The organism is Streptomyces sp. NPDC003456 (assembly GCF_042878735.1).
In the GTDB taxonomy this organism is placed as follows: domain Bacteria; phylum Actinomycetota; class Actinomycetes; order Streptomycetales; family Streptomycetaceae; genus Streptomyces.
In genome coordinates, this window is sequence record NZ_JBIAOK010000001.1 from 242,387 (window position 1) to 269,249 (window position 26,863).

Annotated in this window: 24 protein-coding genes and 1 pseudogene; 14 read left to right on the top strand and 11 right to left on the bottom strand. The window is 69.6% G+C overall.

The features are described 5' to 3' along the window. The first annotated feature begins 57 nt into the window (after positions 1 to 57). The 5 genes and pseudogenes from ACFYWG_RS00760 (at position 58) to ACFYWG_RS00780 (ending at position 4,901) form a co-directional block, all read left to right on the top strand. Positions 58 to 154 (top strand): annotated as a pseudogene (locus ACFYWG_RS00760). Between the two features lie 425 nt (positions 155 to 579). After that, entirely contained in the window at positions 580 to 1,374 is a 795-nt protein-coding gene (locus ACFYWG_RS00765) for a BTAD domain-containing putative transcriptional regulator (protein ID WP_376328387.1), read from the top strand. A gap of 114 nt (positions 1,375 to 1,488) precedes the next feature. Continuing rightward, positions 1,489 to 1,920, top strand: a complete 432-nt coding sequence (locus tag ACFYWG_RS00770) for a hypothetical protein (protein ID WP_383511284.1) — start codon at positions 1,489 to 1,491, stop codon at positions 1,918 to 1,920. Between the two features lie 25 nt (positions 1,921 to 1,945). After that, entirely contained in the window at positions 1,946 to 3,490 is a 1,545-nt protein-coding gene (locus ACFYWG_RS00775) for an acyl-CoA carboxylase subunit beta (RefSeq protein WP_389198337.1), read from the top strand. A 544-nt stretch (positions 3,491 to 4,034) separates the two neighbouring features. After that, positions 4,035 to 4,901 carry an alpha/beta hydrolase family protein gene (locus ACFYWG_RS00780; protein WP_389198339.1) on the top strand — a complete coding sequence of 289 codons (867 nt, stop codon included), beginning with the start codon at positions 4,035 to 4,037 and terminating at the stop codon, positions 4,899 to 4,901. Positions 4,902 to 5,407: 506 nt separating this feature from the next. On the opposite strand, the gene ACFYWG_RS00785 is transcribed toward ACFYWG_RS00780, so the two are convergent. Then, a complete protein-coding gene (locus ACFYWG_RS00785; protein ID WP_389198341.1) occupies positions 5,408 to 5,980 on the bottom strand; it encodes a hypothetical protein in 573 nt (190 codons plus the stop codon). A 428-nt stretch (positions 5,981 to 6,408) separates the two neighbouring features. Here ACFYWG_RS00785 and ACFYWG_RS00790 point away from each other — a divergent pair, with 428 nt between their 5' ends. Continuing rightward, entirely contained in the window at positions 6,409 to 7,032 is a 624-nt protein-coding gene (locus ACFYWG_RS00790; RefSeq protein WP_389198343.1) for a hypothetical protein, read from the top strand. A 459-nt stretch (positions 7,033 to 7,491) separates the two neighbouring features. Here the strand turns inward: ACFYWG_RS00790 and ACFYWG_RS00795 are convergent, their stop codons facing one another. Beyond that, positions 7,492 to 8,430 carry a GlxA family transcriptional regulator gene (locus ACFYWG_RS00795; RefSeq protein ID WP_389198345.1) on the bottom strand — a complete coding sequence of 313 codons (939 nt, stop codon included), beginning with the start codon at positions 8,428 to 8,430 and terminating at the stop codon, positions 7,492 to 7,494. 196 nt (positions 8,431 to 8,626) lie between these two features. Here ACFYWG_RS00795 and ACFYWG_RS00800 point away from each other — a divergent pair, with 196 nt between their 5' ends. From ACFYWG_RS00800 to ACFYWG_RS00820, 5 genes are all read left to right on the top strand, one after another. Continuing rightward, positions 8,627 to 9,316 carry a DJ-1/PfpI family protein gene (locus tag ACFYWG_RS00800; RefSeq protein WP_389198347.1) on the top strand — a complete coding sequence of 230 codons (690 nt, stop codon included), beginning with the start codon at positions 8,627 to 8,629 and terminating at the stop codon, positions 9,314 to 9,316. A gap of 72 nt (positions 9,317 to 9,388) precedes the next feature. Beyond that, complete coding sequence (locus ACFYWG_RS00805) at positions 9,389 to 9,709, top strand: hypothetical protein (protein ID WP_389198350.1); 321 nt, start codon at positions 9,389 to 9,391, stop codon at positions 9,707 to 9,709. Further along, positions 9,706 to 10,125 carry a hypothetical protein gene (locus tag ACFYWG_RS00810; RefSeq protein ID WP_389198352.1) on the top strand — a complete coding sequence of 140 codons (420 nt, stop codon included), beginning with the start codon at positions 9,706 to 9,708 and terminating at the stop codon, positions 10,123 to 10,125. Before ACFYWG_RS00805 ends, ACFYWG_RS00810 begins: the two co-directional genes overlap by 4 nt. 144 nt (positions 10,126 to 10,269) lie before the next feature. Next, complete coding sequence (locus ACFYWG_RS00815; protein WP_389198353.1) at positions 10,270 to 10,620, top strand: rhodanese-like domain-containing protein; 351 nt, start codon at positions 10,270 to 10,272, stop codon at positions 10,618 to 10,620. A gap of 257 nt (positions 10,621 to 10,877) precedes the next feature. After that, positions 10,878 to 11,456, top strand: a complete 579-nt coding sequence (locus ACFYWG_RS00820; protein ID WP_389198355.1) for a dienelactone hydrolase family protein — start codon at positions 10,878 to 10,880, stop codon at positions 11,454 to 11,456. Positions 11,457 to 11,548: 92 nt separating this feature from the next. Here ACFYWG_RS00820 and ACFYWG_RS00825 read toward each other — a convergent pair whose 3' ends face one another. The 5 genes from ACFYWG_RS00825 to ACFYWG_RS00845 form a co-directional block, all read right to left on the bottom strand. Further along, positions 11,549 to 11,902, bottom strand: a complete 354-nt coding sequence (locus ACFYWG_RS00825) for a hypothetical protein (protein WP_376328413.1) — start codon at positions 11,900 to 11,902, stop codon at positions 11,549 to 11,551. Positions 11,903 to 12,119: 217 nt separating this feature from the next. After that, on the bottom strand, positions 12,120 to 12,794 hold the full coding sequence (locus tag ACFYWG_RS00830; RefSeq protein WP_389198357.1) for a response regulator: 675 nt from the start codon (positions 12,792 to 12,794) through the stop codon (positions 12,120 to 12,122). Beyond that, a complete protein-coding gene (locus tag ACFYWG_RS00835; RefSeq protein ID WP_389198359.1) occupies positions 12,791 to 14,026 on the bottom strand; it encodes a sensor histidine kinase in 1,236 nt (411 codons plus the stop codon). The genes ACFYWG_RS00830 and ACFYWG_RS00835 overlap by 4 nt, the downstream gene beginning before the upstream one ends. 104 nt (positions 14,027 to 14,130) lie before the next feature. Further along, positions 14,131 to 16,347 (bottom strand): MMPL family transporter, encoded by a 2,217-nt coding sequence (locus ACFYWG_RS00840; protein WP_389198361.1) that lies wholly within the window; start codon positions 16,345 to 16,347, stop codon positions 14,131 to 14,133. Positions 16,348 to 16,769: 422 nt separating this feature from the next. Beyond that, the gene (locus tag ACFYWG_RS00845; RefSeq protein WP_389198363.1) at positions 16,770 to 18,170 is read right to left on the bottom strand and encodes a DUF2079 domain-containing protein; all 1,401 of its coding nucleotides are present in this window, start codon (positions 18,168 to 18,170) and stop codon (positions 16,770 to 16,772) included. Positions 18,171 to 18,406: 236 nt separating this feature from the next. Here ACFYWG_RS00845 and ACFYWG_RS00850 point away from each other — a divergent pair, with 236 nt between their 5' ends. Both ACFYWG_RS00850 and ACFYWG_RS00855 read left to right on the top strand, forming a co-directional pair. Continuing rightward, positions 18,407 to 19,090 (top strand): response regulator transcription factor, encoded by a 684-nt coding sequence (locus ACFYWG_RS00850; protein ID WP_389198365.1) that lies wholly within the window; start codon positions 18,407 to 18,409, stop codon positions 19,088 to 19,090. Beyond that, positions 19,074 to 20,654 (top strand): sensor histidine kinase, encoded by a 1,581-nt coding sequence (locus ACFYWG_RS00855; protein WP_389198367.1) that lies wholly within the window; start codon positions 19,074 to 19,076, stop codon positions 20,652 to 20,654. Before ACFYWG_RS00850 ends, ACFYWG_RS00855 begins: the two co-directional genes overlap by 17 nt. A 408-nt stretch (positions 20,655 to 21,062) precedes the next feature. Here the strand turns inward: ACFYWG_RS00855 and ACFYWG_RS00860 are convergent, their stop codons facing one another. Continuing rightward, positions 21,063 to 21,455, bottom strand: a complete 393-nt coding sequence (locus ACFYWG_RS00860) for a winged helix-turn-helix transcriptional regulator (protein ID WP_376328420.1) — start codon at positions 21,453 to 21,455, stop codon at positions 21,063 to 21,065. A gap of 148 nt (positions 21,456 to 21,603) precedes the next feature. Between ACFYWG_RS00860 and ACFYWG_RS00865 the strand changes: the two genes are divergently transcribed. Then, complete coding sequence (locus tag ACFYWG_RS00865) at positions 21,604 to 22,449, top strand: SDR family oxidoreductase (RefSeq protein WP_389199420.1); 846 nt, start codon at positions 21,604 to 21,606, stop codon at positions 22,447 to 22,449. Between the two features lie 305 nt (positions 22,450 to 22,754). On the opposite strand, the gene ACFYWG_RS00870 is transcribed toward ACFYWG_RS00865, so the two are convergent. The 3 genes from ACFYWG_RS00870 to ACFYWG_RS00880 form a co-directional block, all read right to left on the bottom strand. After that, positions 22,755 to 23,630, bottom strand: coding sequence for a geranyl diphosphate 2-C-methyltransferase (locus ACFYWG_RS00870; RefSeq protein WP_389198369.1), 876 nt, complete (start codon positions 23,628 to 23,630; stop codon positions 22,755 to 22,757). 13 nt (positions 23,631 to 23,643) lie between these two features. After that, positions 23,644 to 24,987 (bottom strand): family 2 encapsulin nanocompartment cargo protein terpene cyclase, encoded by a 1,344-nt coding sequence (locus ACFYWG_RS00875; RefSeq protein WP_389198371.1) that lies wholly within the window; start codon positions 24,985 to 24,987, stop codon positions 23,644 to 23,646. A 79-nt stretch (positions 24,988 to 25,066) separates the two neighbouring features. Then, complete coding sequence (locus ACFYWG_RS00880) at positions 25,067 to 26,479, bottom strand: family 2B encapsulin nanocompartment shell protein (protein WP_389198373.1); 1,413 nt, start codon at positions 26,477 to 26,479, stop codon at positions 25,067 to 25,069. Positions 26,480 to 26,863 lie beyond the last annotated feature (384 nt).

A 26,863-nucleotide genomic window follows, 5' to 3' on the forward strand; every position in this document is an offset into this window, starting at 1 on the left:
GTTCGAATCCTGCCCTCTCCGCGCACAACACCGGCCACGCACCACCGGCCGACACCAGGAGAGGTGCCCGGAGCGGCTCAACGGGGACCGGGAAGCAATTCCCACGGTCGGGCCCAGCCAAAGGCCCACGCAGGTTCGAATCCTGCCCTCTCCGCTCGCCGTATGCGCCCCCCGGCACGAGGGCCGCGCGCTCCCGCCCCACCGGCCCGCGCGGCCCTGGTGCCGCACGCACCGCCGGTGATCCCCCGCGTCGGCGGACCCACGCGTCCCGGCGTACCGCCCGGCACCGGGCGGTGCGCCGGGACGCAGGCATGCCCCTCTCCCCCGCCGGCCCTCGTTCCGCTTGGGTTGTGCTGTCCGGCAACCGCGCAGGTCAGGATCCTTGCCGGCCTCCTTCGGGCTCGTTCAGCAGAAAAATACCTTCCCAAAGGAATTATTCTGTGTCAGGATGCAGTCGGGAGGAAACCCCGGGACGGACGCCGGCCGGGAAGAGCGCCACGCGGCCCCGGCCGCAGCGACGGACCGCCGCGACCGGCCCCCCGGACCACTCGCTGCCGCACTGATCGCCAAGGGGGAAACATGCTGAGGTTCTCCATCCTCGGGGCACTGCAGATCCGCACCGCGTCGGGACCGGCCGAGATCTCCGGCGATCTGCAACGGACCCTGATCCAGACGCTGCTGGTCAGCGAGGGCCAGTCGGTCTCCGGTGAGGCGCTGATCGAGGAGATGTGGGGCGAGGGCGCTCCGGACAACCAGGCCAACGCCCTGCAGGCCCACGTCAGCCGGCTGCGCCGCAAGCTGCGCGGCCTGGAGCCCGAGCGCACCACCTCACGCCTCACCATCCACCCCTCGGGCTACCGCCTGACGGTCAACCAGGGGGAGCTGGATGCCGCCGAGTTCGTCAGCACGGTGCGCCGCGCCGAGACGCTGGGCTCGGGCTCGCTGGAGGAGACGGCCCGGTTACTGAGGCAGGCCCTTGCCACCTGGCGGGGGCCGGTCTTCGGCGGCTTCACCGGCGGGACCCTGTGCCAGCTCGCCGGCGCCCGCTACGAGGAGTACCGCATGCGGGCCATGGAGCTGCGCTTCGACGCCGAGCTGCGGCTGGGCCGGCACGCCGCCGTCCTGGCCGAACTCGCCGAGACCCACACCAGCCATCCGCTCAGGGAACGCTTCTGCGAGCAGCTGATGATCGCCCTGTACTGCGCGGGCCGCCAGGCCGACGCCCTGGACGCCTTCCGCCGCATGCGCCGCCACCTCGCCGACGAACTCGGCATCGAGCCCTCCCCCGCACTGCGGCGCGTCGAGAGCGCCATCCTCTCCCACGACCCGGCCCTGACCGGCGACGTGCGCGCCCCCCTGCTCCAGCTCACCTGACCCCCCCGTGCGGCCCCCCCGCATCGCGTAAGCGGCACGTCAGGCGCCGGTCAGCACCGCCTGCGACGATCCGGACCGAAAAAGTGCAACCCCCCCGACCTTTGGAGAAAGCACATGACCACGAGCCAGTCGCCGGCCCGCGCCGTGACGACCCAGGGGCGCGAGCAGGCCGCGCGTCCGTTACGCCTCTTCCTCGGCCTCGACGCCGTCGTCACCGGCGGCAACGGCCTCATCTACCTGCTCGCCGCCGGCCCCGTGGGAGACCTGCTGGACCTCGATGCCGGCTTCCTGCGCGGCATCGGCGCCTTCCTCACCGTCTACGGCGTGCTGGTCGCCGTGCTGGCCAGCCGCCCGGTGCCCTCCACCGCGGCCACCAAGGCGGTCATCGAGGCCAACCTGCTGTGGGCTATCGCCAGCGTGGCCGCCGTGGTCTTCGGCTGGCTGGACCCCAACACCGTCGGCACGGTCTGGACCCCGCTGCAGGCAGCCGTCGTCGCGGCCTTCGCCGTGCTCCAGATGAACGCATCGCGCCGACTCGGCAACTGACGTCCCGTTCCACCCAGGGGGAGACATGAGGTCCCAGGTCGAGGAACTGGCCACGCTGCGCCGCCAGGTGCTGGCCGGCCCCAGCGAGAAGGCCACGGCCGCCCAGCACGCCAAAGGCAAACTCACCGCACGCGAGCGCATCGACCTCCTCCTGGACGCGGGCTCCTTCCGCGAGGTCGAGCAGCTGCGCCGGCACCGGGCCACCGGCTTCGGCCTGGAGACCAAGAAACCGCACACCGACGGCGTGATCACCGGCTGGGGCACGGTCGAAGGCCGCACGGTCTTCGTCTACGCCCACGACTTCCGCATCTTCGGCGGCGCACTGGGCGAAGCCCACGCCACCAAGATCCACAAGATCATGGACATGGCCCTCGCCGCCGGAGCCCCACTGATCTCCCTCAACGACGGCGCCGGCGCCCGCATCCAGGAAGGCGTCACCGCACTCGCCGGCTACGGCGGCATCTTCAAACGCAACACCAAAGCCTCCGGCGTCATCCCCCAGATCTCGGTGATGCTCGGCCCCTGCGCCGGAGGTGCCGCCTACTCCCCCGCCCTGACCGACTTCGTCTTCATGGTCCGCGACACCTCCCAGATGTTCATCACCGGCCCCGACGTCGTCAAAGCGGTCACCGGCGAGGAGATCACCCACAACCACCTGGGCGGCGCCGACGTCCACGCCGAAACCTCCGGCGTGTGCCACTTCGCCTACGACGACGAACCCACCTGCCTCAACGAAGTCCGCTACCTGCTGTCCCTGCTCCCACAGAACAACCGCGAAAACCCCCCCGCGGCGCCCTGCCACGACCCCCACGACCGCCGCTGCGACACCCTCACCGACCTCGTCCCGGCCGACGGCAACCAGCCCTACGACATGACCGACGTCATCGAGGAGATCGTCGACGACGGCGAATACATCGAAATCCACGAACGCTGGGCACCCAACATCATCTGCGCCCTGACCCGCCTCGGCGGGCAGGTCGTCGGCATCGTCGCCAACCAACCCCGCGTACTCGCCGGCGTCCTGGACATCCACGCCAGCGAAAAAGCCGCCCGCTTCGTGCAGATGTGCGACGCCTTCAGCATCCCCATCATCACCCTCCTGGACGTCCCCGGCTTCCTACCCGGCGTCGACCAGGAACACGGCGGCATCATCCGCCACGGCGCCAAACTCCTCTACGCCTACTGCAACGCCACCGTCCCACGCATCAGCCTCGTCCTGCGCAAAGCCTACGGCGGCGCCTACATCGTCATGGACTCCCACACCATCGGCGCCGACCTCACCTACGCCTGGCCCACCAACGAAATCGCCGTCATGGGCGCCGAAGGCGCCGCCAACATCATCTTCCGCCGCCACATCACCGAAGCCCACGACCCCGACACCACACGGGCCGAACTCGTCAAGCAATACAAAACCGAACTCATGCACCCCTACTACGCAGCCGAACGCGGCCTCATCGACGACGTCATCGACCCCACCCACACCCGCCAAACCCTCATCGACTCACTCACCATGCTCCGCACCAAACACGCCGACCACCCCACCCGCAAACACGGCAACCCCCCACAATAACCCCACCACCCACCACCCACCACCCACCACCACAACAACGGAGTGGCAGCGACAGGTCCTGCCAAGGCTCCGCGCGTCGGTTTGCCGCCCTCCTCGCCGACCTCAACGGCCCCGCTTCTTCGAGTGGTAGGCCGTGACGGCGCACGTGATGGCTGCGGCCAAGGCCCGAGCACCGGCGACGCTGGTGCGCACGATGCCAGCGTGAACGGCCGCAGCCACCCACAGGGCGGGCAAGCCCAAGGGCGCAGGTGAAGACGGAGTCGGTGCCGGGAGCGGGGCGAACGGTGAGCCGCGATTACTGCTCCACCAGCAAAGCCCCTTTCGAGCGCCAGCCCGATCAGGTGACACTCCGTCAGAAAATGGACAGGGCGTCACCCCGTGCGCTGCTTGCGGTGCCGTGGCACGGTGACTTGTTGTCATGCACGCACCAAGCTTTGCTTAATGTGTGCTCTCACCGACCCGAAGGGGAGACACTGCCATGCCCCGCGCCTTCTTACGGCTCCTTGTCAGCGTCACCTGCCTCCTGACGGCTGCGCTGGTATCCGTGCAACCCGCAGGCTCCGCCCCGGCTCATCCTTCCGCCGACCCCTCTGCTCCGGGGCCACACCCGGTCGCGTACTCCGAGGTCCGCGTCGAGGCCGCCGGGCGGTCCTTCACGGCCCGCGTCTGGTACCCGGGCAGCGCGGCCGGTAAGGACAAGCCGGTCGCCTCCGGCGCCCACCCGGCCCTGGCCTTCGGCCACGGATTCCTGCAGGGCGTCTCGAAGTACGAGTCCCTGGTACGGCACTACGCCTCCTGGGGGCTGATCAGTGTCGCGCCCACCTCGCACGGCGGCCCGTTCCCCCATCACTCCCGCTTCGCGGACGACCTGAACGCCGCGCTCACATGGCTGATGGCCCAGAACGGCACCGACGGCTCTCTCTTCGAAAACGCCGTGGCAACACGGCAGTTGGCCCTCTCCGGGCACTCGATGGGGGCGGGCTCCGCAATCCTCGCCGCGCAGCGCAATCCCGCCGTCACGACCCTCTCCCTGCTGGCCGCCGCCGAGACGAACCCCTCCGCCGCGACGGCCGCCGCACAACTGGCCGCACCGGCGCAGTTCCTGGCCGGCAGCGACGACACCATCGCGCGCCCGGAGCAGCACCAGCGCAAGATCTACGCCGCCAAGCCCGCCCCCACCCAACTACGCACCGTCCATGGCGGCTTCCACTGCGGCTTCATGGACAGCGGCGGCCTCGGCTGCGACAGCGGGGCCGTCTCCCGCCAGGAACAGTTGCGGCTGACCCGCGGGATGACGACCGCATGGTTGCTGTACCACCTGCGAGGAGAGCAGTCCTGGTACGACCAGGTCTGGGGCGCGGGGGCGCAGAGCCTGCCCGGCGTCGACTACGAGGCCAAACTCGCACTCTGACGCCCGGCGCGCGCGTGCCCGCGGAGGGCGGCCCTCGACAACGCGAGGACGGGTCACCGGTGGCGGCCAGACAGCCGCCGACGAGGTGGGGCTCGAGCCGCATTTCTGCGTCACTCGTACCGGAGCGCGCGGTCGAGGTCGTCGGACGTGTCGAAGGCGTTGCCGGCCATGGCGATGCCTACGAGCGACCAGACGGCCTCGACCGGGTTCGGGGGGCGGTGGCACAGGACGGGAGCCGGACGGTGGTGAGGCAGTCGCGGTCGCCTCGTACTGGCTCAGTCCTGCCGCGAGATTGGGTGTTGAGGTTCTCCCGGACAACCACCATCGGACCGCCGAGCGGGACGTGGGCCCGCACCAGCAGATCCGGTAGTCCCTCCAGGAGAAGCACTTGCGTGCGCCCGTCAACAGCAGGCGAGTACGACGGGCAGGACCATCTCGTCGGTGCCTGACCCCAAGCGGAGGCGGAGGCCGACCGGGCGGCCGCTCATGTCATGCGAGATCCTCCGTCAGGACGTCCGGGCGTTCGCCTCCTCGATCTCCTCGACGGCAAGTGCGGCCACCCGGCGGGCCGTCTTCTGCAACTGCTTCTGCTCGTCCGTGCCGTTCCTCACCCCGTAGGCGCCGTACGTGAGGTGGACCGTCGCGTTACCGCTGCGGACGGACACCTCGTAGCCCGCCACCGTCCACGTCTCCACCGCAGCGTCCCCAAGACGGGGAACCTCGACGACCTTCACGAAGTGCTCCTCGGCATGGGCGATCCGATCGTCCAGCCAGGCAGCGGCCACCGCCCGCCCCGAGGCGCCGGCAGTCGCGGTGTGCAGCTCGTACCTCACCTCCAGCTGGACATCACCCATACCGTTCGACGTCCAGCGCGCCCAACTGCTACCAGGCGAATGGGTCTCGGCCTGCTGGTGCAGAACACCGCTCAGCCTGCGGGTCTCCTGGTCTTCGCCGCCGAGTAGGGCCTCACTGCGGGGCAGCACGGAGTACGGGTCATCACGGCCCTGATACATGGGCATGAGGAAGGACCACAGTGCCCACCCGCCCACGGCCACGACCGCCAGAGCGGCGACGAGCACAGCGATACGATTCCCCCGCCGCTTCGGCCGCGTACCGGCATCAGGCCTCGCGCTCTTGTACTGATCAGCCCTCACGGCACAGCCCCATCTCCCCGGAGCCGCACAGGCCCCCCGACACAGGTGCGCAGCTGCGGCGACCTGCGTCCGTCTATGAACATGCCAAAACTAGTGTGCTCACCGCACCACTACCGGGACCCCACTGATCAAGTGACCGACATCGCACCTGCCGGACAACACCACCGCAGGCATACACCGGCCTCCACGGGCCCGCCCGCTTCCACCGGCCCCCCCAGCTGCGGAGAATCCTTCTTCGCCGGCATAGCGAATCGGACACCGGCGGTGCGGCAGTCAGGGCTGCTCGTGGTGGGGTGGAAGAGCGGGTGCAGGCCGGGGCCCGCTTCCGTAGCCAAGAGGGCTACGATCCCGCCATGCCGGTCAAAGGTGAGGATCTGGCGCGTGCCTACTGGGCTTTCGACCGCGCCCTCGGAGGTCAACGACCTCCGACCAGATCGCAGATGTTCGCAGCAAGACGGCCATTCGTCGTCTGGCTTGTGGCAGGGATCGTGTGGTGGGGCCTCTTCATCATCCTCCTCGAGGGAGGCGTTCTACCCGCGTTGGGCATCGGAATGCTGCTCGGCGGATTGCTGGCGATGTTCGCCCGGATCGAAAGGGGCCGCCAGCGCCGCCTCGTACGCCTGGGAGTCTGGGACGGTGTCCACGCCCATTCGGTCGGCGAGACCCGCGCCATGGACAAGCGGCGGATCCCCGGCGAAAACCTACGGCCGCTGTGCGAGGTGTTGGCGCACTTCGCCGAGCACGACTTCGAGGACTCCGAATGGGAGATCGTCGATGCGGCTCTGCCGGGAACGGACATCGAGCGTGATACGTGGTACAGCCACCGGCTGGCAGGCCGGCGTTCGCTCACCCTACGGATCGCGGCAGTGCCGGATTCGAGAGACGTCTACGTCGAGATCCACGGGGTGTTGGGCGGCCGCGGAAAGTTCCTACTCGCAGGGGTGTTGCACGTGCTCGGCAAATATCGCGTGAGCTGATCACTCTTCAGCATGACGTAACGATGTCGCCCGGACACGGTCCTCGCCTGGGCCGACGTCCACCTCTGATCTGGACAACAAGACCGCCCCCTCTGGCCCCTTCACTCCCAGTACGGCGAACTGAGCGTCGCCATAACGGCACCGGCTGACTCAGTGAGCCGAGTTGTCGGTCTCGGCCTCACGCCGGGGCCCCTCTCCGAACAGTTCTGCGACCCGCTGAGCGACCTCGTCCGGTGGCAGCTCGGCCGGCCAAGGCAGTCGTTCAGTGCCGCCCCGGACTCGGCTCTCATCACGATCCAGAGGGATGAACCGCCAGTCCCGACCGCGCCGCCAGCACACGATCACCCCGCCCCACGACGATCGAAACGATCTGCCGCACTTCCGCTCCCGGGTGACCCGACGGGTTTACGTGGTTGGTCCAGGGCGTCTCACGGGTGCCCGTTCAAGTCAGCGTGGAAGTCAGCTGAAGGTCCGCCGATAGGTTTGTGGGCTGACGCCGGTGGTGCGCTTGAAGCGGTCGCGGAAGGTGGTGGGCGAGCCGAATCCGACCTGGTGGCCGATGCGCTCGATGGAGTGCTCGGTGGTCTCCAGCAAGTGCTGTGCCTGGCGGATGCGAGCCCGGTGAAGCCACTGCAGCGGGGTGGTGCCGGTCTGGTTGCGAAAGCGCCGGATCAGGGTGCGGGTGCTGGTTCCACACTGCGAGGCGATGTCGCCAAGGGTGAGGTCGCGGGCGAGGTTCTCCCGCAGCCAGGACAGCAGCGTCTCCAGTTCGGTCCCCTGCGGGGCGAGCACATGGTCGTGAACGATGAACTGGGCCTGCCCGCCCTCGCGTTCGAGTGGCATCACGGACAGGCGGGCGGCATCGGCGGCGACGGCCGATCCGTAGTCCCGACGGATCATGTGCAGGCACAGGTCCAGGCCGGCGGCTGCGCCTGCTGAGGTGAGGAACTGGCCGTTGTCGACATAGAGCACGTCCGCGTCGACGGTGACATCGGGGTACAGGGCGGCCAGCAGGTCTGCCGCACGCCAGTGGGTGGTGACGCGCAGCCCGTCGAGAAGTCCGGTGGCCGCGAGGGGAAACGTGCCCACACACAGCGAGGCGATCCGCGTCCCGGACGCGGCGGCCGACCGCAGGGCATCGCGTGCGGCAGGAGGGAGAGGAGCCGTGGGGTCGGCGATCCCCGGCACGACGATCGTGTCCGCATCCTTCAGACCCTCGAGACTCCACGGCGTGCGCAGGGAGAAGGCACCGGCGTCGATCTCGTCGCGCTCTGCGCAGACCCGCACCTGATAGCCGGGTCGCCCGTCGGGCAGGCGGGTCCGGGTGAACACCTCGATCGGCGTGGACAGGTCGAACGGAATCACCTGGTCCAGAGCGAGGACGGCGACGGTGTGCATGGCGGGAACCTACCTGATCGAAACACGGCGAACCCCGGCCCCATATGCCGGTGTGCCCAGGTGACAACAGTGCTGAAGCCTGCGGAAGGGTATGGCAATTCCCCGTTGAAGTGTGTCACTCCTGCCACTGGGCGATCGAGCCCGCAGCCGGTTGACTTCCCCAACGACAGCCACCCCGGTCCCGGAGGAACGACCCATGCACGTCCAGATCGTCCTGTTCGACGGCTTCGATCCGCTCGATGTCATCGCCCCCTACGAGGTGCTGTATGCCGGCGGCGTTGCCACGCAGGGCGCGGTAAGCGTGGAACTGGCCTGCGCGCAGGGGCCCCGCGAGGTGGTCAGCGGCACCGGCGGGCTGGTGCTGCGGGCGACCGCCGCTCTCGACCCGCAGCGGGCGGACATGATCGTGGTGCCCGGCGCCTCCGGCCGCGTGGGTGAGCCCGGCGAGGTTCCGCAGGAGGAGGCGGGGAGCGGAGAGTGGAAGCAGGACGAGTTCATCCCCGTGCTTCTCGGCCGCACGCTGACCACCGAGCTGCCCGCGCTCCTGAAGCAGGCGATGGACGATCCGGACGTGACCGTGGCCACCGTCTGCGGCGGCTCACTCGTCCTGGCCATGGCCGGCCTGCTGGAGGAGCGCCACGCCACCACGCACCATCTGGGCCTGGACATGCTGGACGCCACCGGAGCACGCGCGGTGCGCGCCCGTGTCGTCGACGACGGCGACCTGATCACCGGCGCGGGCGTCACCTCTGGCCTCGACCTCGGCCTGTACCTGCTGGAACGTGAGGCCGGCCCGCGCATCGCACACGCCGTCGAGGAACTCTTCGCCTACGAGCGCCGCGGCACCGTCTGGCGTGCCGAGGGCCTCACTCCCCTCACCCACTGACCCCCGGCCCGGCAGCCACCGCCGTGGGCCCGCCCCCCGCGTCTGTAACGCATCACAGCAAGGACCAGCATCATGCTTGTCGAAGGCATCTGGAACCTGTCCCTGTTCACCCCCCTCGGCAAGATGAAGGCCGTGGTGGAACTGCGCAGGCAGGACGACGGCACCCTGACCGGCGTCGCGCAGGGCACCGGCGAGGAGGTACCTCTCAGGGACATCGTCCTCGACGGCAGCCGGCTCACCTGGAAGCAGACCATCACGCAGCCCCTGCGGCTCAACCTGGTCTTCGACGTGACCGTGGACGGCTACACACTCGAGGGCACATCCAAGGCCGGACGCCTCCCGGCGTCTAAGGTCACCGGCGAGCGTCGGACGGCCGTGGAGCACCCGGCGTGACCAAGGTCCTGCTGTCCTTGCATGTCCTGGCCGCCATTCTGGCCGTCGGCCCCGTAGCCGTAGCGGCGAGCATGTTCCCCGCGACACTGCGCCGTACCACCGGTGACCGGGACGGCATCCGCGCGATCCAGCAGACACTGCACCGCATCTGCAGGGTCTACGCCGGCATCGGCATCGCGGCCCCCGTCTTCGGCTTCGCCAAAGCCAGCAGTCTCGGCGTCCTCGGCGACACCTGGCTGATCACCTCGATCGTGCTGACCGCGGTGGCCGCCGGGGTCCTGGTCCTGCTGATCCTGCCCCGCCAGGACCGTGCCCTGACCGACGCGGTGAGCCCGGCTGAAACGCCACCCGCGACTGCGAGCCGTCCAGCCATGGACCTAGTGAGGTGTCGTGACCGTCTCAACCCTGCCCACTGATGCCGTCGTTCCGCTCACTGCACCGCGACTGCTGGCGTGCCGGACGAATGCCGCGGCCGCTCCGTGCCAGCGCGGGCAGCGTGTCCGACCCGGCGTCGGGTGGATCACTCACCGTGACCGCATGCGACGGAAGGCATTGGCCGCATGAGTCTCCGGCACTACTTCCGGCGGGCGCCCGCGATCAGTGCCGCCCAGGCCGTCCGCCTAGTCGAGGACGGCGCGCTCGTCGTGGACGTCCGCCGCGCGTTCGAGTGGCATCGTGTGCACATCCCGCATGCCGTTCACATGCCGCTCGAAGTGCTGCCCGAACGCTGCGTGGAGTTGCCCGACGACCGCCTGCTCGTCACCTTCTGCACCGGCGGTATCCGCTCCGCCGGTGCGGCGAACCTGCTGGTGGAACTCGGCTTCGACGCGGTCAACATGAGCCGCGGCCTCATCGACTGGCGCACCATCGGTGGCCCCCTCGTCACCGGTACGGGGCATTCACCGTCGTGAACTTACCCACTCCGGACACCAGCGCACCAGGTCACGCGCAACTGTGTCCACCTCAGCGAAGATCACCGAGGTCGCACCCCATCTGCTGATCCTGCATGGATGCCCCCGGCTTCGGCCGGGCGGGAGGTGCCGCACTCCACCGCGACTCGGGCCGGCTGGAAGCGACCGTTGCCGTACTCGGTGCGGCGGACACCAGGTGCTGCGGCCCATACTCGTGCCGCGGCGCCACCCGGGCACCGCAGTACGAGAGGAGCAACGTGGCTGAGGTACTGGTTTTCCACCATGGACACGGGCTGACCGTCGGCATCCGCAGTTTCGCCGAGCAGTTGCGGAGGGCCGGACATACGGTCCACGCCCCAGATCTGTACGAAGGGCAGGTCTTCGACAGCCTCGAGGAGGGCGCCGCCTATGCCGAGAGCGTCGGGTTCGACACACTCATCGCGCGTGGAGCCGCCGCCACCGAGGGGCTACCGGCGGAGCTCATCTATGTTGGCTTCTCGCTCGGCGTCCTGCCGGCGCAGAAGCTGGCCCAGACCCGCCCCGGGGCGAAGGGGGCCACATTGCTCGAGGGATGCGTCCCGGTCTCGGAGTTCGGCGCCACCTGGCCTAGAGACGTTCCCGTTCATATTCACGGCATGGACGCAGATCCGTTCTTCGCCGGGGAGGGTGATGCGGACGCCGCCCTCGCGCTCGTCGAAACAGTGGCGGATGCCGAGCTCTTTTTCTACCCCGGCGACAGACACCTGTTCACCGACAGCAGCCTGCCTTCCTACGACGAACAGGCCGCAACGCAGGTCAACCATCGGGTCCTCGACTTCCTCGACCGCATTGGGTAGGGCATCAACGCAGGGGGACGCTGCCAGAACTCGTGAGCGACGTCCGCCTCCGCGGCACTGCGCCGCCCGCTCAGAGAGCCGTCCGAAAGCAGTCAGTTGAAAGCGTCTGTCATGCAGTCCACCCGGCAGTCGGCGGCCTCGTAGCGCTGGCGGAGGGCGGCAGCTGCTTCCTCGCGCTTCACGTCGAGCGCGTAGTGCCGATACGCCACCCTGGTGACGTCCGTGACCGTGACGATGGCGGGTTCGCCGCGTGCAGCCCGGCGGCGCGCTTCGGCGATCGCCATGTCCGCAGAACGCAGCAGGCTCCTGGATCGCTCCCGAACCGCAGCCGCTTGGGCCCGTTTCCGCGAGAGGGGGCGCAGGACACGTCCCCGCCAGACGAAGCCGGCGGCGACAAGTGCGAGACCGAGCGTGATGAACAGGAGTCCGCCGGGTTCGTGACGCATCTGTCCAGTCTTCACCACTCGCGTGGTGAGCGTCCTGCCCACGCAGAGGCCACGCTGCCGACTTCCGGAGCGACGTGGTGCCGGTGGCGGTCCCGCGCCGCACCTTCGAGCCCCGCCTCTCTGGAACCTGGAGAAGCATCATGCTCGCTCTGGACCGAGGCACCTTCTGCTTTCCTGCCCACCTGCCGGACGGCCTGCTTCGTGAAACCGAGGGATGCTACGTGGGGTGTACCTGCACCAGCCCTGTCTGGTACGCGATGACGACGAGCTGCGCCCGGTCCCGCGCGTTCAGCTTCGTCATGGCCCGGTGGACGTGCGTCCGTACCGTCAACGGGCTCACCACCAGCAGCTCGGCGATCTCGGCGTTGGACCTGCCCTCCGCCGCCAACGCCATCACCTCCCGCTCCCGGCCGGTCAGTTCGGCCAACCGCTCCGGGGGTGCCAGCTGGGTGCCGGGCGCGGGGGACGTGAGGAAGCGGGTGATGAGCGTGCGGGTGGCGCCGGGTGACAGCAGGGAGTCGCCGGAGGCCACCGTGCGGATACCGGCCAGCAGGGCGTCCGCGGTGACGTCCTTGCCGAGGAAGCCGCTGGCCCCGGCCCGCAGCGCCTGGGCGACGTAGTCCTCGGTCTCGAAGGTGGTGAGGATCAGCACCCGCGTCGCGGCGAGCGCGGGGTCCGCGCAGATCGCGGACGTGCCGGACAGGCCGTCCGTGCCGGGCATCCGGATGTCCATCAGGACCACGTTCGGATGGTGGGCTCGGGTCAGCTCCAGCGCCTCCGCGCCGTCGGACGCTTCCCCGACGACCTCCATGTCGGCAGTGGAGTCGATCAGTATCCGGAAGGTGGCCCGCAACAGGGCTTGGTCGTCGGCGAGCAGGACCCTGATGGTCATGGAGTCTCTCTTTCCATGGCGGTGGCGGACGGTTGGAGCGGCAGTGCCGTGGTGACCTCGAAACCGCCCTCGGGGCGGGGGCCCGCGCGCAGTTCGCCGCCGGCGGAGTGGGCGCGTTCCCGCATCCCCATCAGCCCGAAGCCGCCGGACGCCCCGACGGTGATGGCGGCGGCCGGTCCGTCGTTGCTGACGTTGATGAGCAGCCGGACGTCGGCGTAGGTGAAGCGGACGTGGGCGCTGTGTGCGGCACTGTGCTTGGCGACGTTGGTGAGGGCCTCCTGCACGATCCGGTACGCCGTCAGGTCCGCGCCCGGCGACAGCGGGCGGGGCTCGCCCTCCGTGGTGACGGTGATGTCGAGGCCCGCCGACCGGTACGACGAGATCAGCTCGGGCAGCCGGGCGAGACCGGGGGCGGGTTCGAGGTCCTGTCCCTCGGGGTGGTCGTGCTGGCGCAGCAGGCCCAGGGTGGCCTTGAGCTCGCGCAGCGCCGAGGAGGTCGTTCCGGTGAGGTCGTTGAGGAGCTTCTCGCTCTGCTCGGGATGGCTGCGCGCGAGGTGGGCGGCGGTACCGGCCTGCGCGTTGGCCAGCGCCAGGTGGTGGGCGACGACGTCGTGCAACTCCCGGGCGATGCGCATACGCTCCTCGGCGACCCGCAGCCGCGCCTCCTCCTCCCGGGTGCGCTCGGCGTGCTCCGCCCGGGCCTGCACCGCCTCCACGTAGTCCCGGCGCAACCGGGTGCTGGTGCCGGCGGCGACGGGCAGCGCGAACCAGAAGATCGGGCCGATCACCTGAAGCAGCAGGGAGAGACCGCTCTCGGAGTCGGCGATCACGTTCGTGACGACCATCGCCACCCCGATGACGGCACCGTAGACGCGGACGGTCCTGCGGTCGCAGAGAACGGCCAGCCAGTACAGGGCCGCGAGCAGAGGGGCCAGCAGCAGTGGGGTGAGCAGGTAGCCGTGGGCGACGGCGGTGACGGTGACCAGGGCGGCCACCGTGGTGACAGTGCGGGGGTGGGTGCGGTACTTCAGCAGGACCAGGCAGGTCAGACCGAGAAGGACCTCGGTGGGCTTGCCCGGGTCCGGAGGCACGCTGCCGGGGAGGCTCAGCGCTGCGCCGAGCGAGGCGCAGCCGATCAGGGCCAGCACCATCAGCCCGTCGATGACGATGCGCGGGAACCGTTCCGCGTACTGCTCGAACCGTTCGGCGAAGCGTTCCAGGCCCTTGCTCATCGCAGGCTCTTTCAGTGCGGGTGCTGACTTCCATGGTGGACGATGCGACGCGGGGCCGCCCGGGTCGGAGACCACGACCACGGGCGGCCCCTGGGCGGTACGCCTCAGGCGGGCGCGACCTCCTTCTCGGCCGGTACGGCGGACGGCTCGGCCGGACGGTTCAGCGCCTCGCCCTCCACATCGACGCCGGGCAGGATCCGGTCCAGCCACCTGGGCAGCCACCATGCCTTGTCACCGAGCAGGGCGAGAACGGCCGGGACGATGGCCATGCGGACCACGAAGGCGTCGAAGAGGACCGCCGAAGCGAGCCCGAAGCCGATCATCTTGATCATGGAGTCGCTTTCGCCGATGAACCCGGCGAACACCGCGATCATGATCAGCGCGGCGGCCACGACCACCCGGGCGCTGTGCCGGAAACCGGAGGTCACCGCCTGGGCGGCGCTCTCGCCGTGGACGTACGCCTCGCGCATCCGGGAGACCAGAAAGACCTCGTAGTCCATCGCGAGTCCGAAGACGATGCCCACCAGGAAGATCGGCGTCAGGCTCATGATCGGGCCGGTGGTCTCCACGCCCAGGAGCTCGGCGCCGTGGCCCTGCTGGAAGACCACGACCACCGCGCCGAGGGAGGCGAGCACCGAGAGCAGGAAACCGAGGGCCGCCTTCAGCGGGACCAGCAGCGAGCGGAAGACCACCAGCAGCAGGACCACCGCGAGCCCGACCACGAGGACCAGATACGGCACGAGCGCGGACTGCACCTTGTCAGAGATGTCGATGTTCATCGCGGTGGTGCCGGTGACGTCGAAGGTGGCCCCGGTCGCGGACTCCAGGTCCGGCCGCTCGCCGCGGATGGAGGTGACCAGGTCCTCGGTCCTCTCGTCGGTCGGCGCGGTGGCCGGGACGACCGAGAAGACGGCGGTGTCACCGGCCTCGTTGAACTGGGCGGGGGACACGGACACCACGCCCTGGGTGTCGCCGATCTCCTGGGAGATCGTGTCCGCGGCCGCCTTCGGTTCGGCGGCGCCCTTGGCGTCCACGACGACGGTCAGCGGCCCGTTGAAGCCGGGACCGAAACCCTCGGCGAGCGCGTCGTAGGCCCGGCGCTCGGTCGTGGACGTCGACTTGGCCTCGTCGCCGGGCATGCCGAGCTGGAGATCGGTCATCGGTACCGCCAGGGCGCCGAGGCCCACCACGCCGAGGAGCAGCACGGGCAGCGGGCGGCGCAGCACGAATCGGGCCCACCGGGTGCCGCCGTTGTCCTTCCTCGGGGTCTCCTCGGTCGTACGGCCGGCGCGGCGGGCCCTGCGGTCCTTGCGGGCCAGGACGGCGTCGGGCCAGAAGCCGAGGAGGGCCGGGACGAGGGTCAGCGCGATCAGTACGCCGACGACGATCGCGCCCGCGGCGGCCAGGCCCATCTTGGTCAGCATCGGGATGCCGACCACGGACAACCCGGCGAGCGCGATGACGACGGTGAGACCCGCGAAGACGACCGCGGAACCCGCGGTGCCGGTGGCGAGGGCGGTCGCCTCCTGGGGCGCCCGCCCCTTGGCGCGCTCCTCGCGGTAGCGGGAGACGACGAACAGGGCGTAGTCGATGCCGACGGCGAGGCCCAGCATCATCGCGAGGGTGCCGGTGGTGCTGGACAGGCCGAGGGCGGTGGACAGGGCGAGGATGGCGGCCATGCTGACGCCGACGCCGACGATGGCGGTGAGCAGCGGAAGTCCGGCGGCGGCCAGTGAGCCGAAGGTGACCAGCAGCACGACCGCGGCGATGGCGACGCCGATCATCTCGGCGGTGCCACCGGGGCCGCCGGTGTCCTCCAGGGCGGTTCCGCCGGCCTCGACCGTGAGCCCGGACTTCTGGGCGTGGTCGAGTGCCTCCTGCAGCTGTGTCCTGCTCGCGTCGGTGAGATCGACGGCGCCGACCTTGTAGGTGACGGTCGTGTACGCCGTGGACCCGTCCTCGCTGACCGCGCCTTCCTCGAAGGGATTCACGGCGCTCGCGACCTGCGAGCCCTCCCCCAGTTCGGCGACCGCCGCCTCGACGGCCGCCTTGTTCTCGGTGGCGGTGACCTTCTCACCGCCCGGCGCGACGAAGACGACCCTGACGTCGGCGCCGGAGCCGGTGGTGCCGGGGAAGCGCTCCTCCAGCAGATCGAACGCCTGCTGCGATTCGATCCCCGGCATGGAGAACTCCTCGTCGGCGGTGCCCGAGGAGTTCATCGCGCCGAGCCCGACGGCGGCCAGGACGGCGGCCCACACCAGGGCGACGCGCCAGCGCCGCCGGAAGGCCAGGCGGCCGAGTCGATACAGGAAAGTAGCCACGAGGAAAGGTCTCCAGATCTGGATGCCGAAGGTTCCTCAAGGCTCCTGGGGAAAGGGGGGCCGTGTCGTCGTGCGGCTGCCGACACTGTGCGGTACTGCACCCGTAGTACGGCCCCCTGCGGGGCTCCCACCCGGGGACGACGGCACATCACCCTCAGGTCGCGCCCGCCTACCGTTGATGATCTGCAGCGCTGGCTGGCGGACGTGGCCACCGACGTGGCCGACCCGGACCCGCGCGCGCTGATGCCCACGGCCATCCAGAACGGACCGGCGTGCGGCTGCACGTGCGTCGAACACCGGCATCGCCAGCTCGCCGCGATCCTCAGCGCGAGGCCGACCGCGCGGGAACCACGCCGGAGGTGCAGAGCGCCGCCGACATGCTGCTCGGCCCGCTCTTCCGCGTCTGGGGTGCTCTGCCGTCCTCATCCGGGCGAAGACGCTGTTGCGGCTGATCGTCTCAGCAGGATGTATCCGTCGCTTTCGACGACTGTGCGGTATCCGTCAGCGCGTGACTGCTCCAGCAACCGCCTTTCCTGGTCGGGGGCGATGGGCCAACCCTGCGGTGTGGCGGTGTCGACGACGATCCATTCGGAGGTCGAGCGGCTGACCGGCCAACCGAAGACGGTCACCGTGCACCGGTGGGTGAGTTGGGGGACGAGTCTGTTGGAGGCCGAGACGGTCGCACCGTCGGGGACCAGGTCGAGTATGCGATGTGCTGCGGCGACGCGTGGACCGGTGTGCCAAGTCGCCTTGTCGGCGAGCTGGCCGAGGGGGAACAGGGGCAGCGTCGAGGCGGTGACGACAGCGCTGATGGTCAGCGTGCCACGCCGGCCGCCGACGAGGTCCGGGCGCCGTGTCGGGCGGTGAGACCTGGTGAGTGCGTCGATGAAGGCGGAGAAGACGACGGGCATCAGTACGGCGCTGTAGTGGTAATCGGTGCCCCAATAGGCGGGGTTGTCGGAGGCGAACCGCCAGATCAGTGTCGGTACTGCCAGCCAGGCGAGCGGCGAGCGCAGGGCGAGGAAGGCGGAAGGGGCCAGCAGCATCAACAACGTGGTCAGCTTCACCTCCGGGGTGACCATGCCGATGGTGAACTGCCGTAGCAGATCCACCAGATCCATACCGGACTCCGTGGAGGAGGCCGGCACTTTGGCCAGGTAGGCGTAGCTTCCGCCAGGATTGAATGCGGGGATGACGAGCAGAACGGTGACCAGTGTGCCGATCAATCCTGTGGCAGCGGTGGCCAGGCCCAGTCGGCGATGACCACGGTGGGCTATCAGCAGCCCGACGACGGTCACGGTCAGCCCCAAGTCCTCCTTGACCAGCAGGAGTGGAAGCGCCCAAGCAACGGCCGTGCGGGGGCGGTCGCGGCCCAGGGCTTCGAGGCAGAAGGCCAGCAGGGGGACGGCGAAGCACACTTCGTGGAAGTCGAATCCGACCGCCTGGGCGATGCCCCAGGAAGCGCCGTACCCCACGCCGATCACCAGGGCCCCGGCGCGCCCGATGGCCCGATGGGCCCAACGGGTCAGTGGCACCACGGCGAGTGACAGCAGGGCCGCCTGAACCACCAGAAGTGTGATCGGGGAAGGCCATATTCGGTACAACGGGGCGATGGTCGCCGTGATCGGGGAGAAGTGATCGCCCAGTAGCGGGAAGTCGGGGCCCTTGAGTTCGGAGACCGGCAGGTTGCCATGAGCGTACGAACGCACCGCCTGCTCGAAGATTCCGAGATCGTAGCCGGTCGTGAGCAACCGCCGATGCAACCGGACCGACAGTGTGGCGTACAGAGTGAAGAAGACGCCCGCCAGACCCCAGGCCCACACCGCGGCGAACCTCTCGGTGGAAGGCCCTCGGCGCATCCGACGCGCAGGGAACCTCCCTCCCCATGCCCTGCGCGTGCCCGGACGTGCGGGTGAGTCGGTCGCCGTGGGTAGGAGCATCCTCGAGCCTTTCCAGCCGTCTGCGGGATGCTCACCTTGCGGGAGGGATGCTGACCCGTCGCTGACCGAACCTGACCGCCCGATCAGGTGTGCGGGAACACCTGTGGCAATCTGGCCGGATGAGACTTCTGGTCATCGAGGATGAGCGCGACCTGGCAGCGACGCTGCGCCGCGGGCTGTCCGCCGAGGGCTACACCGTCGATGTCGCCCACGACGGCGATGAAGGTCTGTGGATGGCCCGCACGGGTGACTACGTGGCGATCATCCTCGATCTCATGCTGCCCACCCTCAACGGCTACCGCGTCTGCGCCCACCTTCGACGCGACCAGATCACCACACCGATCCTGGTTCTGACCGCCAAAGGCGGCGACTGGGACCAGACCGAGGCCTTGGACACCGGGGCCGACGACTATCTCGCCAAACCCTTCTCCTATCCGGTGCTCCTCGCGCGGCTGCGGGCCCTGCTTCGCCGCCCTCACGCCATGGAGCCGATCACGCTCACCGTGGGGGATCTCGTCCTGCACCTGACCGCCCGCACCTGCCACCGGGCCGGCGTCATGATCCCGCTCACCCCTCGCGAGTTCGCCCTCGCCGAGGTTCTCGCCAGGAGACCGGGCGAGCCGGTCAGCAAAGGGGAGATCCTGCACCAGGCCTGGCCCGACGACCCCGACAACACGAACCTGGTCGAGGTCCGGATCAGCGCCCTTCGCCGTAAGGTCGATCAGCCCTTCGGCCGCCGGTCCCTGCAGACCGTTCGTGGTACCGGATACCGCCTGGTGGACGACCGTGCCCTGGGCGGGTAGGCGACTGCGTCTGTGGCCCCGTTCGGTCCGGGCGCACTCCGCCCTCGGTGCGGCGCTGGCCACCGCGCTCATCCTCACCACCGGCTGCTGGTGGATGCGCGAAGAGACCTACCAGCGCGAGATACAGGCCGCGCGGCAGGTGGCCCGGGTCCAGGCACAAGCGATCACCAGCACGATCACCGCGACCGGGCGGGACGACAGTGATGTGGTCTGGGAGCAGCCTTGGGCCCTGGTCACCGGTGACGGAGGAGGCCGGACCAAGGAAGGTGTTCCGGACCAGGGCGCCTACCGGGTCGCCAGCAGTGACCTGGTCCCCTTCCTGGAGGACCGCCGGCCCGCCCTGGGCGGTCCGGGCCGAGGACCGGTCAAGCCGGCGGACGCGCATCGGGAGTACAGCGTCCGCTTCCGCACGATCAGCAAGGAGGAATTCGCACGCAACCCGCCCGCGTTCCCCGAGCTCCGCAGAAACGCCCTGGCGGGCAAGACCGTGACGGTGATCGCCCACACCATCGTTCTCGATCCCGCGGCACCCTCGTCGGCCGACCGGGCGACGCACGACCCCCGGTCGTTCCTTCCTCGTGACGGCACCCGCATCCGCATCTACGTCGCCGTCGCCCCCACCTCCGCGGAGAAGGCCGTCGCGGCCATCGACCGCTTCCTCCTCCTCGGCCTGCCGCTGTGCGTCGTGCTGGTCGCAGTCGTCGCCTACCTGGCCACCCGCCGGGCCCTGCGCCCGGTCGAAGCCATCCGCCGCCGCACCGCCGAGGTCACCGCGACCAACCCCCGTGAACGCGTTGAGATACCCGACACCCGCGACGAGATCGCCGCCCTGGCCGCCACCATCAACGCCACCCTCCAACGCCTCGACGACGCCGCCGCCGCCCAGCGCCGCTTCGTCGCCGACGCCTCGCACGAACTGCGCAGCCCCTTGACCACCCTGCTCACCAGCTTGGAGGTCGGGCTCACCTATCCCGAACAGAGCGACCTGACCGACACCTTGGCCACCGCCGCCCGCCAGACCCGACGCTTGCACGCCCTTGCGGAAGACCTTCTGCTGCTGGCCCGGCTGGACGGCACCCCCGCCCCCGCTGCCCACACGGCCGTCGACCTGGCCGCTCTCGCCGACACCGTGGCCACGGACTACACCCCCCGTCTCAGAGACGGCCTGACGCTCCATTACCAGGCCGACGGACCTGCGCCGGTCCACGGCAGCCCGCAGCAACTCGAACGTCTCCTGCGCAACCTCCTCGACAACGCTCTGCGACATGCCCGGCAACGCATCGAGATCACGGTCCGTGCCACGGACGACCAGGATCCTGTGACCAGCATGGCTGTTGTATTGACGGTCCGCGACGACGGCCCGGGGATACCCGCCGAGCACGAGCAGCGGGTATTCGAGCGGTTCACCCGCCTGGACGAGGCTCGCAACCGCGACCATGGCGGGGCCGGGCTGGGACTGGCCATCGCCCAGGAGATCGCTGCCCGGCACCAAGCGACGCTCACCCTCACCGACGTACGGCCAGGAGCATGCTTCACCCTCCGGCTGGCGGCCCTGCCGAGCTGACCCGCTCCCGTGACCGCGCGCGATGACAGGGGCGTCGTCCTTCAGCAACGCGACGTGCCCGTAGGGCCGCAACGACCTCCGCGCTCCCTCCGACGGCGTCCGCCAGGACCAGCCGGCGCTGGCCGGAGGGAGTGTGTGCGCCGGGACCTCAGCGGCGGAACCGCCAGCTCGGCAGTAGGTCCAGCGGTCGAGGGGCTTCACGCCGGCCGCCGGGCCGTCGCGGAGTCTGCCGTGGGCCGGGGCTGCGTCGTCGTCGACCTCAGCCCCGACGGCTCCTCGCGCGCACCGTGGAGGAGCCGACCGCCGTCGCGGTGCGTCCACTCCGCGCCGAATGGCGGACCCCGCCTCTCAGGCGTGTGGCACCGTCCGGCGAAGCTTCGGCACGGATCGAGCCCTCTCACCGAGGCGCTACTTGTGCGGATCGGTGTCGTAGTCGTGCCGGGCCTGCTCGACCTTGTCCAGGTTGCCGGCAGCCCATTCGGCGAGGTGAGCGAAGAGTGGGGCCAGACTGCGACCCAGCTCGCTGATCTCGTACTCGACCCGAGGGGGGACCTCCGGGTGGTACGTACGCACGACCATGCCGTCACGTTCCAGCTGACGCAGTCGCTGGGTCAGTACCTTCGGTGTGATCGTGCCGATCCGTCGTTCCAGCTCGACGAACCGTTGTCGGCCATGCCTGTGGAGAGTCCAGAGGATCGGCGTCGTCCACCGGCTGAACACGATGTCCACGACCGCACTGGTCGGACAGGCGAGCTCCGGGTCGGTCTCCGCAGCCGCCACCCACTCGGCTTTGCCGGCCATGAACATCCCCTTGAGATAGTCACTTTCCTCTAGGTACCTACTATATCGACGGTGTTAGCGTCCCCGTGTCGTCCGGAGAGCAGCACTCCGCGACGATCCCGCCGTGCAGGACGGCGACAACCATGTCGAGTTGATGAGGGAGTTGTTCATGTTCGTGGTGACGGGGGCAACCGGCAACGTCGGCCGGTCGCTTGTGCGGGCGCTCGCCGCAACTGGTGCGCAGGTGACGGCGACATCCCGGGGGATCTCCGGCGCGGATGTGCCGGAGAACGTCGAGTACAAACGGGCGGACCTGGTCGATCCTGAGAGCCTTCGGCCCGTGTTCGACGGAGCCGACGCGCTGTTCCTGCAGAACGGCGGCCCCAGCGCGCACCTGCTGAGCCCACAGCGCATCCTCGACGTCGCCAAGGCCGGCGGCGTCGGCCGGGTCGTCCTGCTGTCCTCCCAGGGGGTTGCGACCCGCCCCCGGTCGGCCTCCCACGGGGGTACGGCACGTGCCATCGAGGACGCCGTCCGGCAATCAGGCGTGGCCTGGACGATCCTGCGGCCCGGTGGCTTCAACTCCAACACGTACGCCTGGGCCGAGTCGGTCCGCGCCCGAAGGACCGTCGCTGCGCCGTTCGCCGACATCGGCCTGCCGACCGTCGACCCGGACGACATCGCCGAGGTCGCCGCCGCAGTCCTACGCGAGGACGGCCACGCCGAACAGATCTACGAGCTGACCGGGCCCGCACTCCACACGCCCCGTCAGCAGGCCGGGGCACTTGCCGCCGCCCTCGGCGAACCCGTCCGGTTCATCGAGCAGACCCGCGACGAGGCCCGTGCGCAGATGCTGCAGTTCATGCCCGAGCCCGTGGTCGAGACCACGCTGACCATCCTCGGCGAGCCCACACCCGCCGAACAGCGCATCAGCCCCGACGTCGAGCAGGTCCTCGGCCGCACGCCCCGCACCTTCGCCGACTGGGCTCAGCGTCACGTCGCCGCCTTCCGATAAGCGGCTGCCTCCGGCCACGGCGAACCAGGTCGAGCTTCCGCATCCGTCTGCCTCGACCCCGACTGCGAGCCGTGAACATGCAGGGGCAACGCTCCTGCCGGTCAGGGGGCGAATGAGGGCTCCAGGCAGGGTCTGTGTCGTTGGAGGCGACCTCGGCCGAAGTGCCCGAGTGCCGAGCGCGCCTCGGCGCCGCCAGGTGGAACCCGTCCGCTGGGCGGACGCGTCCCACCTGGCACTCGGTGACCGCCCAGGACCGGCCCACGAACCCCTGCGGCAGCTTTCGATACGCCGCCGCAGGGGCCCTGTCACACGCGGTCCGCCGCGATCAGGACGTACTGGAAGGAGCCGTCCCGGTACGATTCGATGAACGCCTCCTCGATCCCTGTGACCAGCGATGAGGTCGCCCTCAGCTCCCAGTACGGCAGGGTCTCGGGGGTGAGGTCGACGACGGTCTGCGGGACCAGCCGGTTGTCGGCCATCGCCCGCAGGTACTCGCGGCGGGAGTGGATGTTGCACTCGAAGTGGGCGTTGATCTGCGAAACCCACTTCGACGGCTGGCCGTAGCGCGGGTTCCAGCAGCCGGTGATCGTCACGTACCGGCCGCCCACCTTCAGGAAGCGGGAGTGCTCGGCGAACAGGTCGTGCAGGTCGACGTACATGGTCGACTCGTTGTTCCACGAGGCGGTGATGCCGCCTTTGTCGAAGGGGGTGTCGAGCATGTTGCACACGCGGGAGCGGACGTGGCCGGCGATGCCCAGTTCCCGCGCGCGCTGGTTGCCGAAGTCGGCCTGGGTGGCGGACAGCGTGACGCCTTCGACCTTGCAGCCGAAGCGGTGATGGGCCATCACCATGGTTCCGCCGCGCCCGCAACCGGCGTCGACGAGGGTGTCGCCGGGCTGGACGGGGCCGAGGTGCCGCAGGAGGAACTCCGCCTGGGCGGACTCCAGTCGGTGCAGCTCCGCGATGAGCTTCTTCTCGTGCTCACTGTGCTCCGGGTCGCCGAGTGCGTCGTGGTCGACGGCTCCGATGCCGTAGTGGTGGTGGTACAGACCGTCGACGTCACCGAGGCGGAGGTTGACCGGTCGCGCCTCGTTGTTCCAGTACCGGGCGATGTCCCTCTGGTACGGCGTGGCCGGAGCCGGGATCTTCGCGGTGGCGGCGGCAGTCGTTTCAGTCGTCACAGATGTTCGTTCCTTACCAGAAGTCGGGCAGGCTGTAGCGGTAGGTGTTGGTGCGGTGCCAGTCGTGGTTGCCGTCGACCCACGCGGCCACACCCCGCAGGAAGCGCAGTACGGCCGGCACGGGGCAGGCTTCGGCGAGGTCGGCCGCGGCGGCCTCGAAGGCGTGCATGAGTTCGTTGTGGATGTCGACGGCCTTCAGGTAGGCGTCGCGGTGCGAGAGATGCTCGCGTTCCGCGATGACCACCGGCAGATTGAGGTGCCGGCCCGGGCTGTTGAGTTCCTTGGTGTACGAGTAGAGGTCGTTGACGATGGTGGTGGCGTTGCCGGCCAGGGTGATGACCCGCTGCATGTCGGGTCTGGCGTGCAGGTCGGCGGGCAGTTCGTAACCGCCGACGGTGTCGGTGATCGTGGGGCAGGGCCGGAAGTTGTTGAACTGGCGCATCGCCAGGTACTCCCACACCTCCGGGACGTGATCCGCTTCGGCCCAGGCCGCTTCGGCGAGGTAGCCCATGTGCAGCCGGGCCATGTCGTGCCGGTAGCGGTCGGCCTGAGAGGGTGTTGCGGCGCCGACGAAGTAGTCCATGGCGCTGCGGTACGCCCGGCGGGGAGCGTCCGAGGTGAGCGACTCGTGCCAGGCCGGTGTGTACTCCGCGGTGGTGTGGAGGTGGTCGAGCGCGGTGTGGGCCAGGAGAATGCGCCCGCCCAGACCGACAGGTGATCCTCCGTGATCCTCGCAGTAGCAGTCGTCCAGGGCGTTTTCCGCGACCATCAGCCGGGTGGCGAGCATGAGGTGGTCGATCGTCGGGGCGTCGGGATGGCAGCCGACCATGTAGCGGCCGACGGAGAAGCCGTCGAACTGCCCCTCCCACTCCTCGGGGTAGAGCTTGACCTCGTCCTCGGCCCAGCGCTTGATCCGGCGGCTCACCTCCTCGACCAGTACGGGGTCGGGCTCCGCAACGGGGTGGTGGTAGAGGCCGGGGACGGCTTGTCCCTCTGCGGGCGCTGCTTCCGCCGGGGGCTGCGCACGCGGCAGCAGGGGCTCGTGCCTCCTGGTCAGCCTAGAGGCGCTCGTGCCAGGTCCGGTCGGTCCGCGCAGGATCCGCTGGAGTGCTGACCTCGTCTCCTCGGCCTCGCCGACCGGCGCGGAGGCGGCCGCCCCGGAGGGTGCGGGGGTGGTCATCACGACGGGCGGGTGCAAGGCCGCCAGGAAGTCGGAGGCGGAGGGCCTGGCGGGACGATCCGGAGTGGTCGCCGCGGTGGCGACCGGGACGGCTGTGGTGTGCCCGGCCCTGTCCGGTGCCGTCGGGGTCGGCGTCGTCGGGTGGCGGGGTGGTCCGAGAGACCCGGAATCGGGCATGGGCGGCTCCTTGTGCGGTGAGGTGGACGCTGCGTCGTCCGGGAGGCGGAGGGCGGGGCATGCCCCGTCGCCCCGCTTCTCAGTGCGGCCGGGGAGCGATCTGCACGTTCTCCAGCACGCCCAGGGCGTCGGGCAGCAGCACCGCCGCGGAGTAGTAGGTGGTGACGAGGTAGGAGATGATCGCCTGCTCGTTGATGCCCGCGAAGCGCACGGACAGGCCCGGCTCGTAGTCGTCGGGCAGTCCGGTCTGCCGTAGGCCGATGACGCCCTGGCTGTCCTCGCCCGTGCGCATCGCGATGATGGAACTGGTCTGTTCCTTGCTGATCGGGATTTTGTTGCAGGGCAGGAGGGGGACTCCGCGCCAAGCGGGGACCGACTGCCCGCCGAGGTCCACGTGGTCGGGGTAGAGCCCGCAGGCGTTGAAGCCTCGTCCGATGGCGGCGATGGTCCGCGGATGGGCGAGGAAGAATCTGGTGCCGCGCCGGCGGCAGAGCAGATCGTCCATGTCGTCCGGCGTCGGTGGGCCGGACCGGGGCTGGATGCGCTGCTTGAAGTCGGCGTTGTGCAGCAGTCCGAAGTCACGGTTGTTGACCAGTTCGTACTCCTGGCGCTCACGCAACGCCTCGACGGTCAACCGCACTTGTTGCTCCGTCTGGTTCATCGGCCCGTTGTAGAGGTCGGCGACCCGGGTGTGGATCTTCAGGACGGTCTGGGCGACGGAGAGTTCGTACTCGCGGGGCTTCAGCTCGTAGTCGACGAACGTGCCGGGCAGGTCGGCCTCGCCGACATGGCCGGCCGACACCGCGATCTCCGCCTCACCGTGCTTGTTCTGCCGCTGCCGGCTGCGGGAGCGGTACCCGTCGACATGGCTCCGCAGGCGGGGTGCGGCAGCCTGCACGGCGGCGAAGTCGGCCTGGGAGAGCGTGAGCAGTGTGCCTGCGGTCTGTGCGGTGTAGGTGCAGTCGTGACGGGCGTCGGGGTCCAGCAGAGCGGCGCTTCCACCGAAGTGCTCACCGTCGGCGAGCACGGCGACGACGGTGTCCCCACCGTACGTCCCTTCGGAGGTCTGGACGATACGGCCGTGAGCGATCAGGTGGATCCGGTCAGCGGGCCGGCCGCGGCCGGCGAGGACATCGCCGGCCGCGAAGTCGTGCTGCGTGCAGCGGTCCGCCAGGGCGGTCAGGACGTCGAGATCCTCGAACCCGCGCAGCAGAGCCAGTTCACCCAGCTCACGCGGGATCACGCGGACTGCGGCGCCCTCCTGCACGAAGTCGATACGCCCGTCACCGACGGTGTGGCGCAGCCGCCGGTTGACCCGATAGGCGCCGCCCTTGGTCTCGACCCAGGGCAGCATCCGCAGCAGCCACCGGGAGGTGATCTCCTGCATCTGCGGCAGGGACTTGGTGGTCGTCGCGAGGTTGCGGGCGGCGGCGGTACTCAGGGACTGCTGCGTGGCCGAGTGTCGAGTCTCCGGACTGGTGTCGACGGTCATCGAAGGCGGCTTCTCCTTGCGCGACGGGGCCGGTCGGCACACAGGGGTGCACCGACCGGGAGAGACAGGGAGGTGTGGGCGACGAACGGAGAGACACGAAGACCCCTCCATGACCAGCAAGTTAGCCGCTGAAGCGTCCGCCGCCACCAGGGGAACGAGTTGCTTACCTCGAAGCAGTGACATTCCGCCGCCGACGGTTTAGCAACCGGTGACGCGGCAGCGCCGGCAGCGTGGACGCGCCCGTCGAGACGTTCTCTCCGCCGGACACCCAGCCCCGGAAGGGCCGCTTCGGCCCGCGTCCGCCCTGCCCTCGGGCGGGCCCGGTCTCTCATGGCGGGCAACTCGCTCGGCAGAGCGGATCGTGCCTTCACCGGGGGAAGCCGG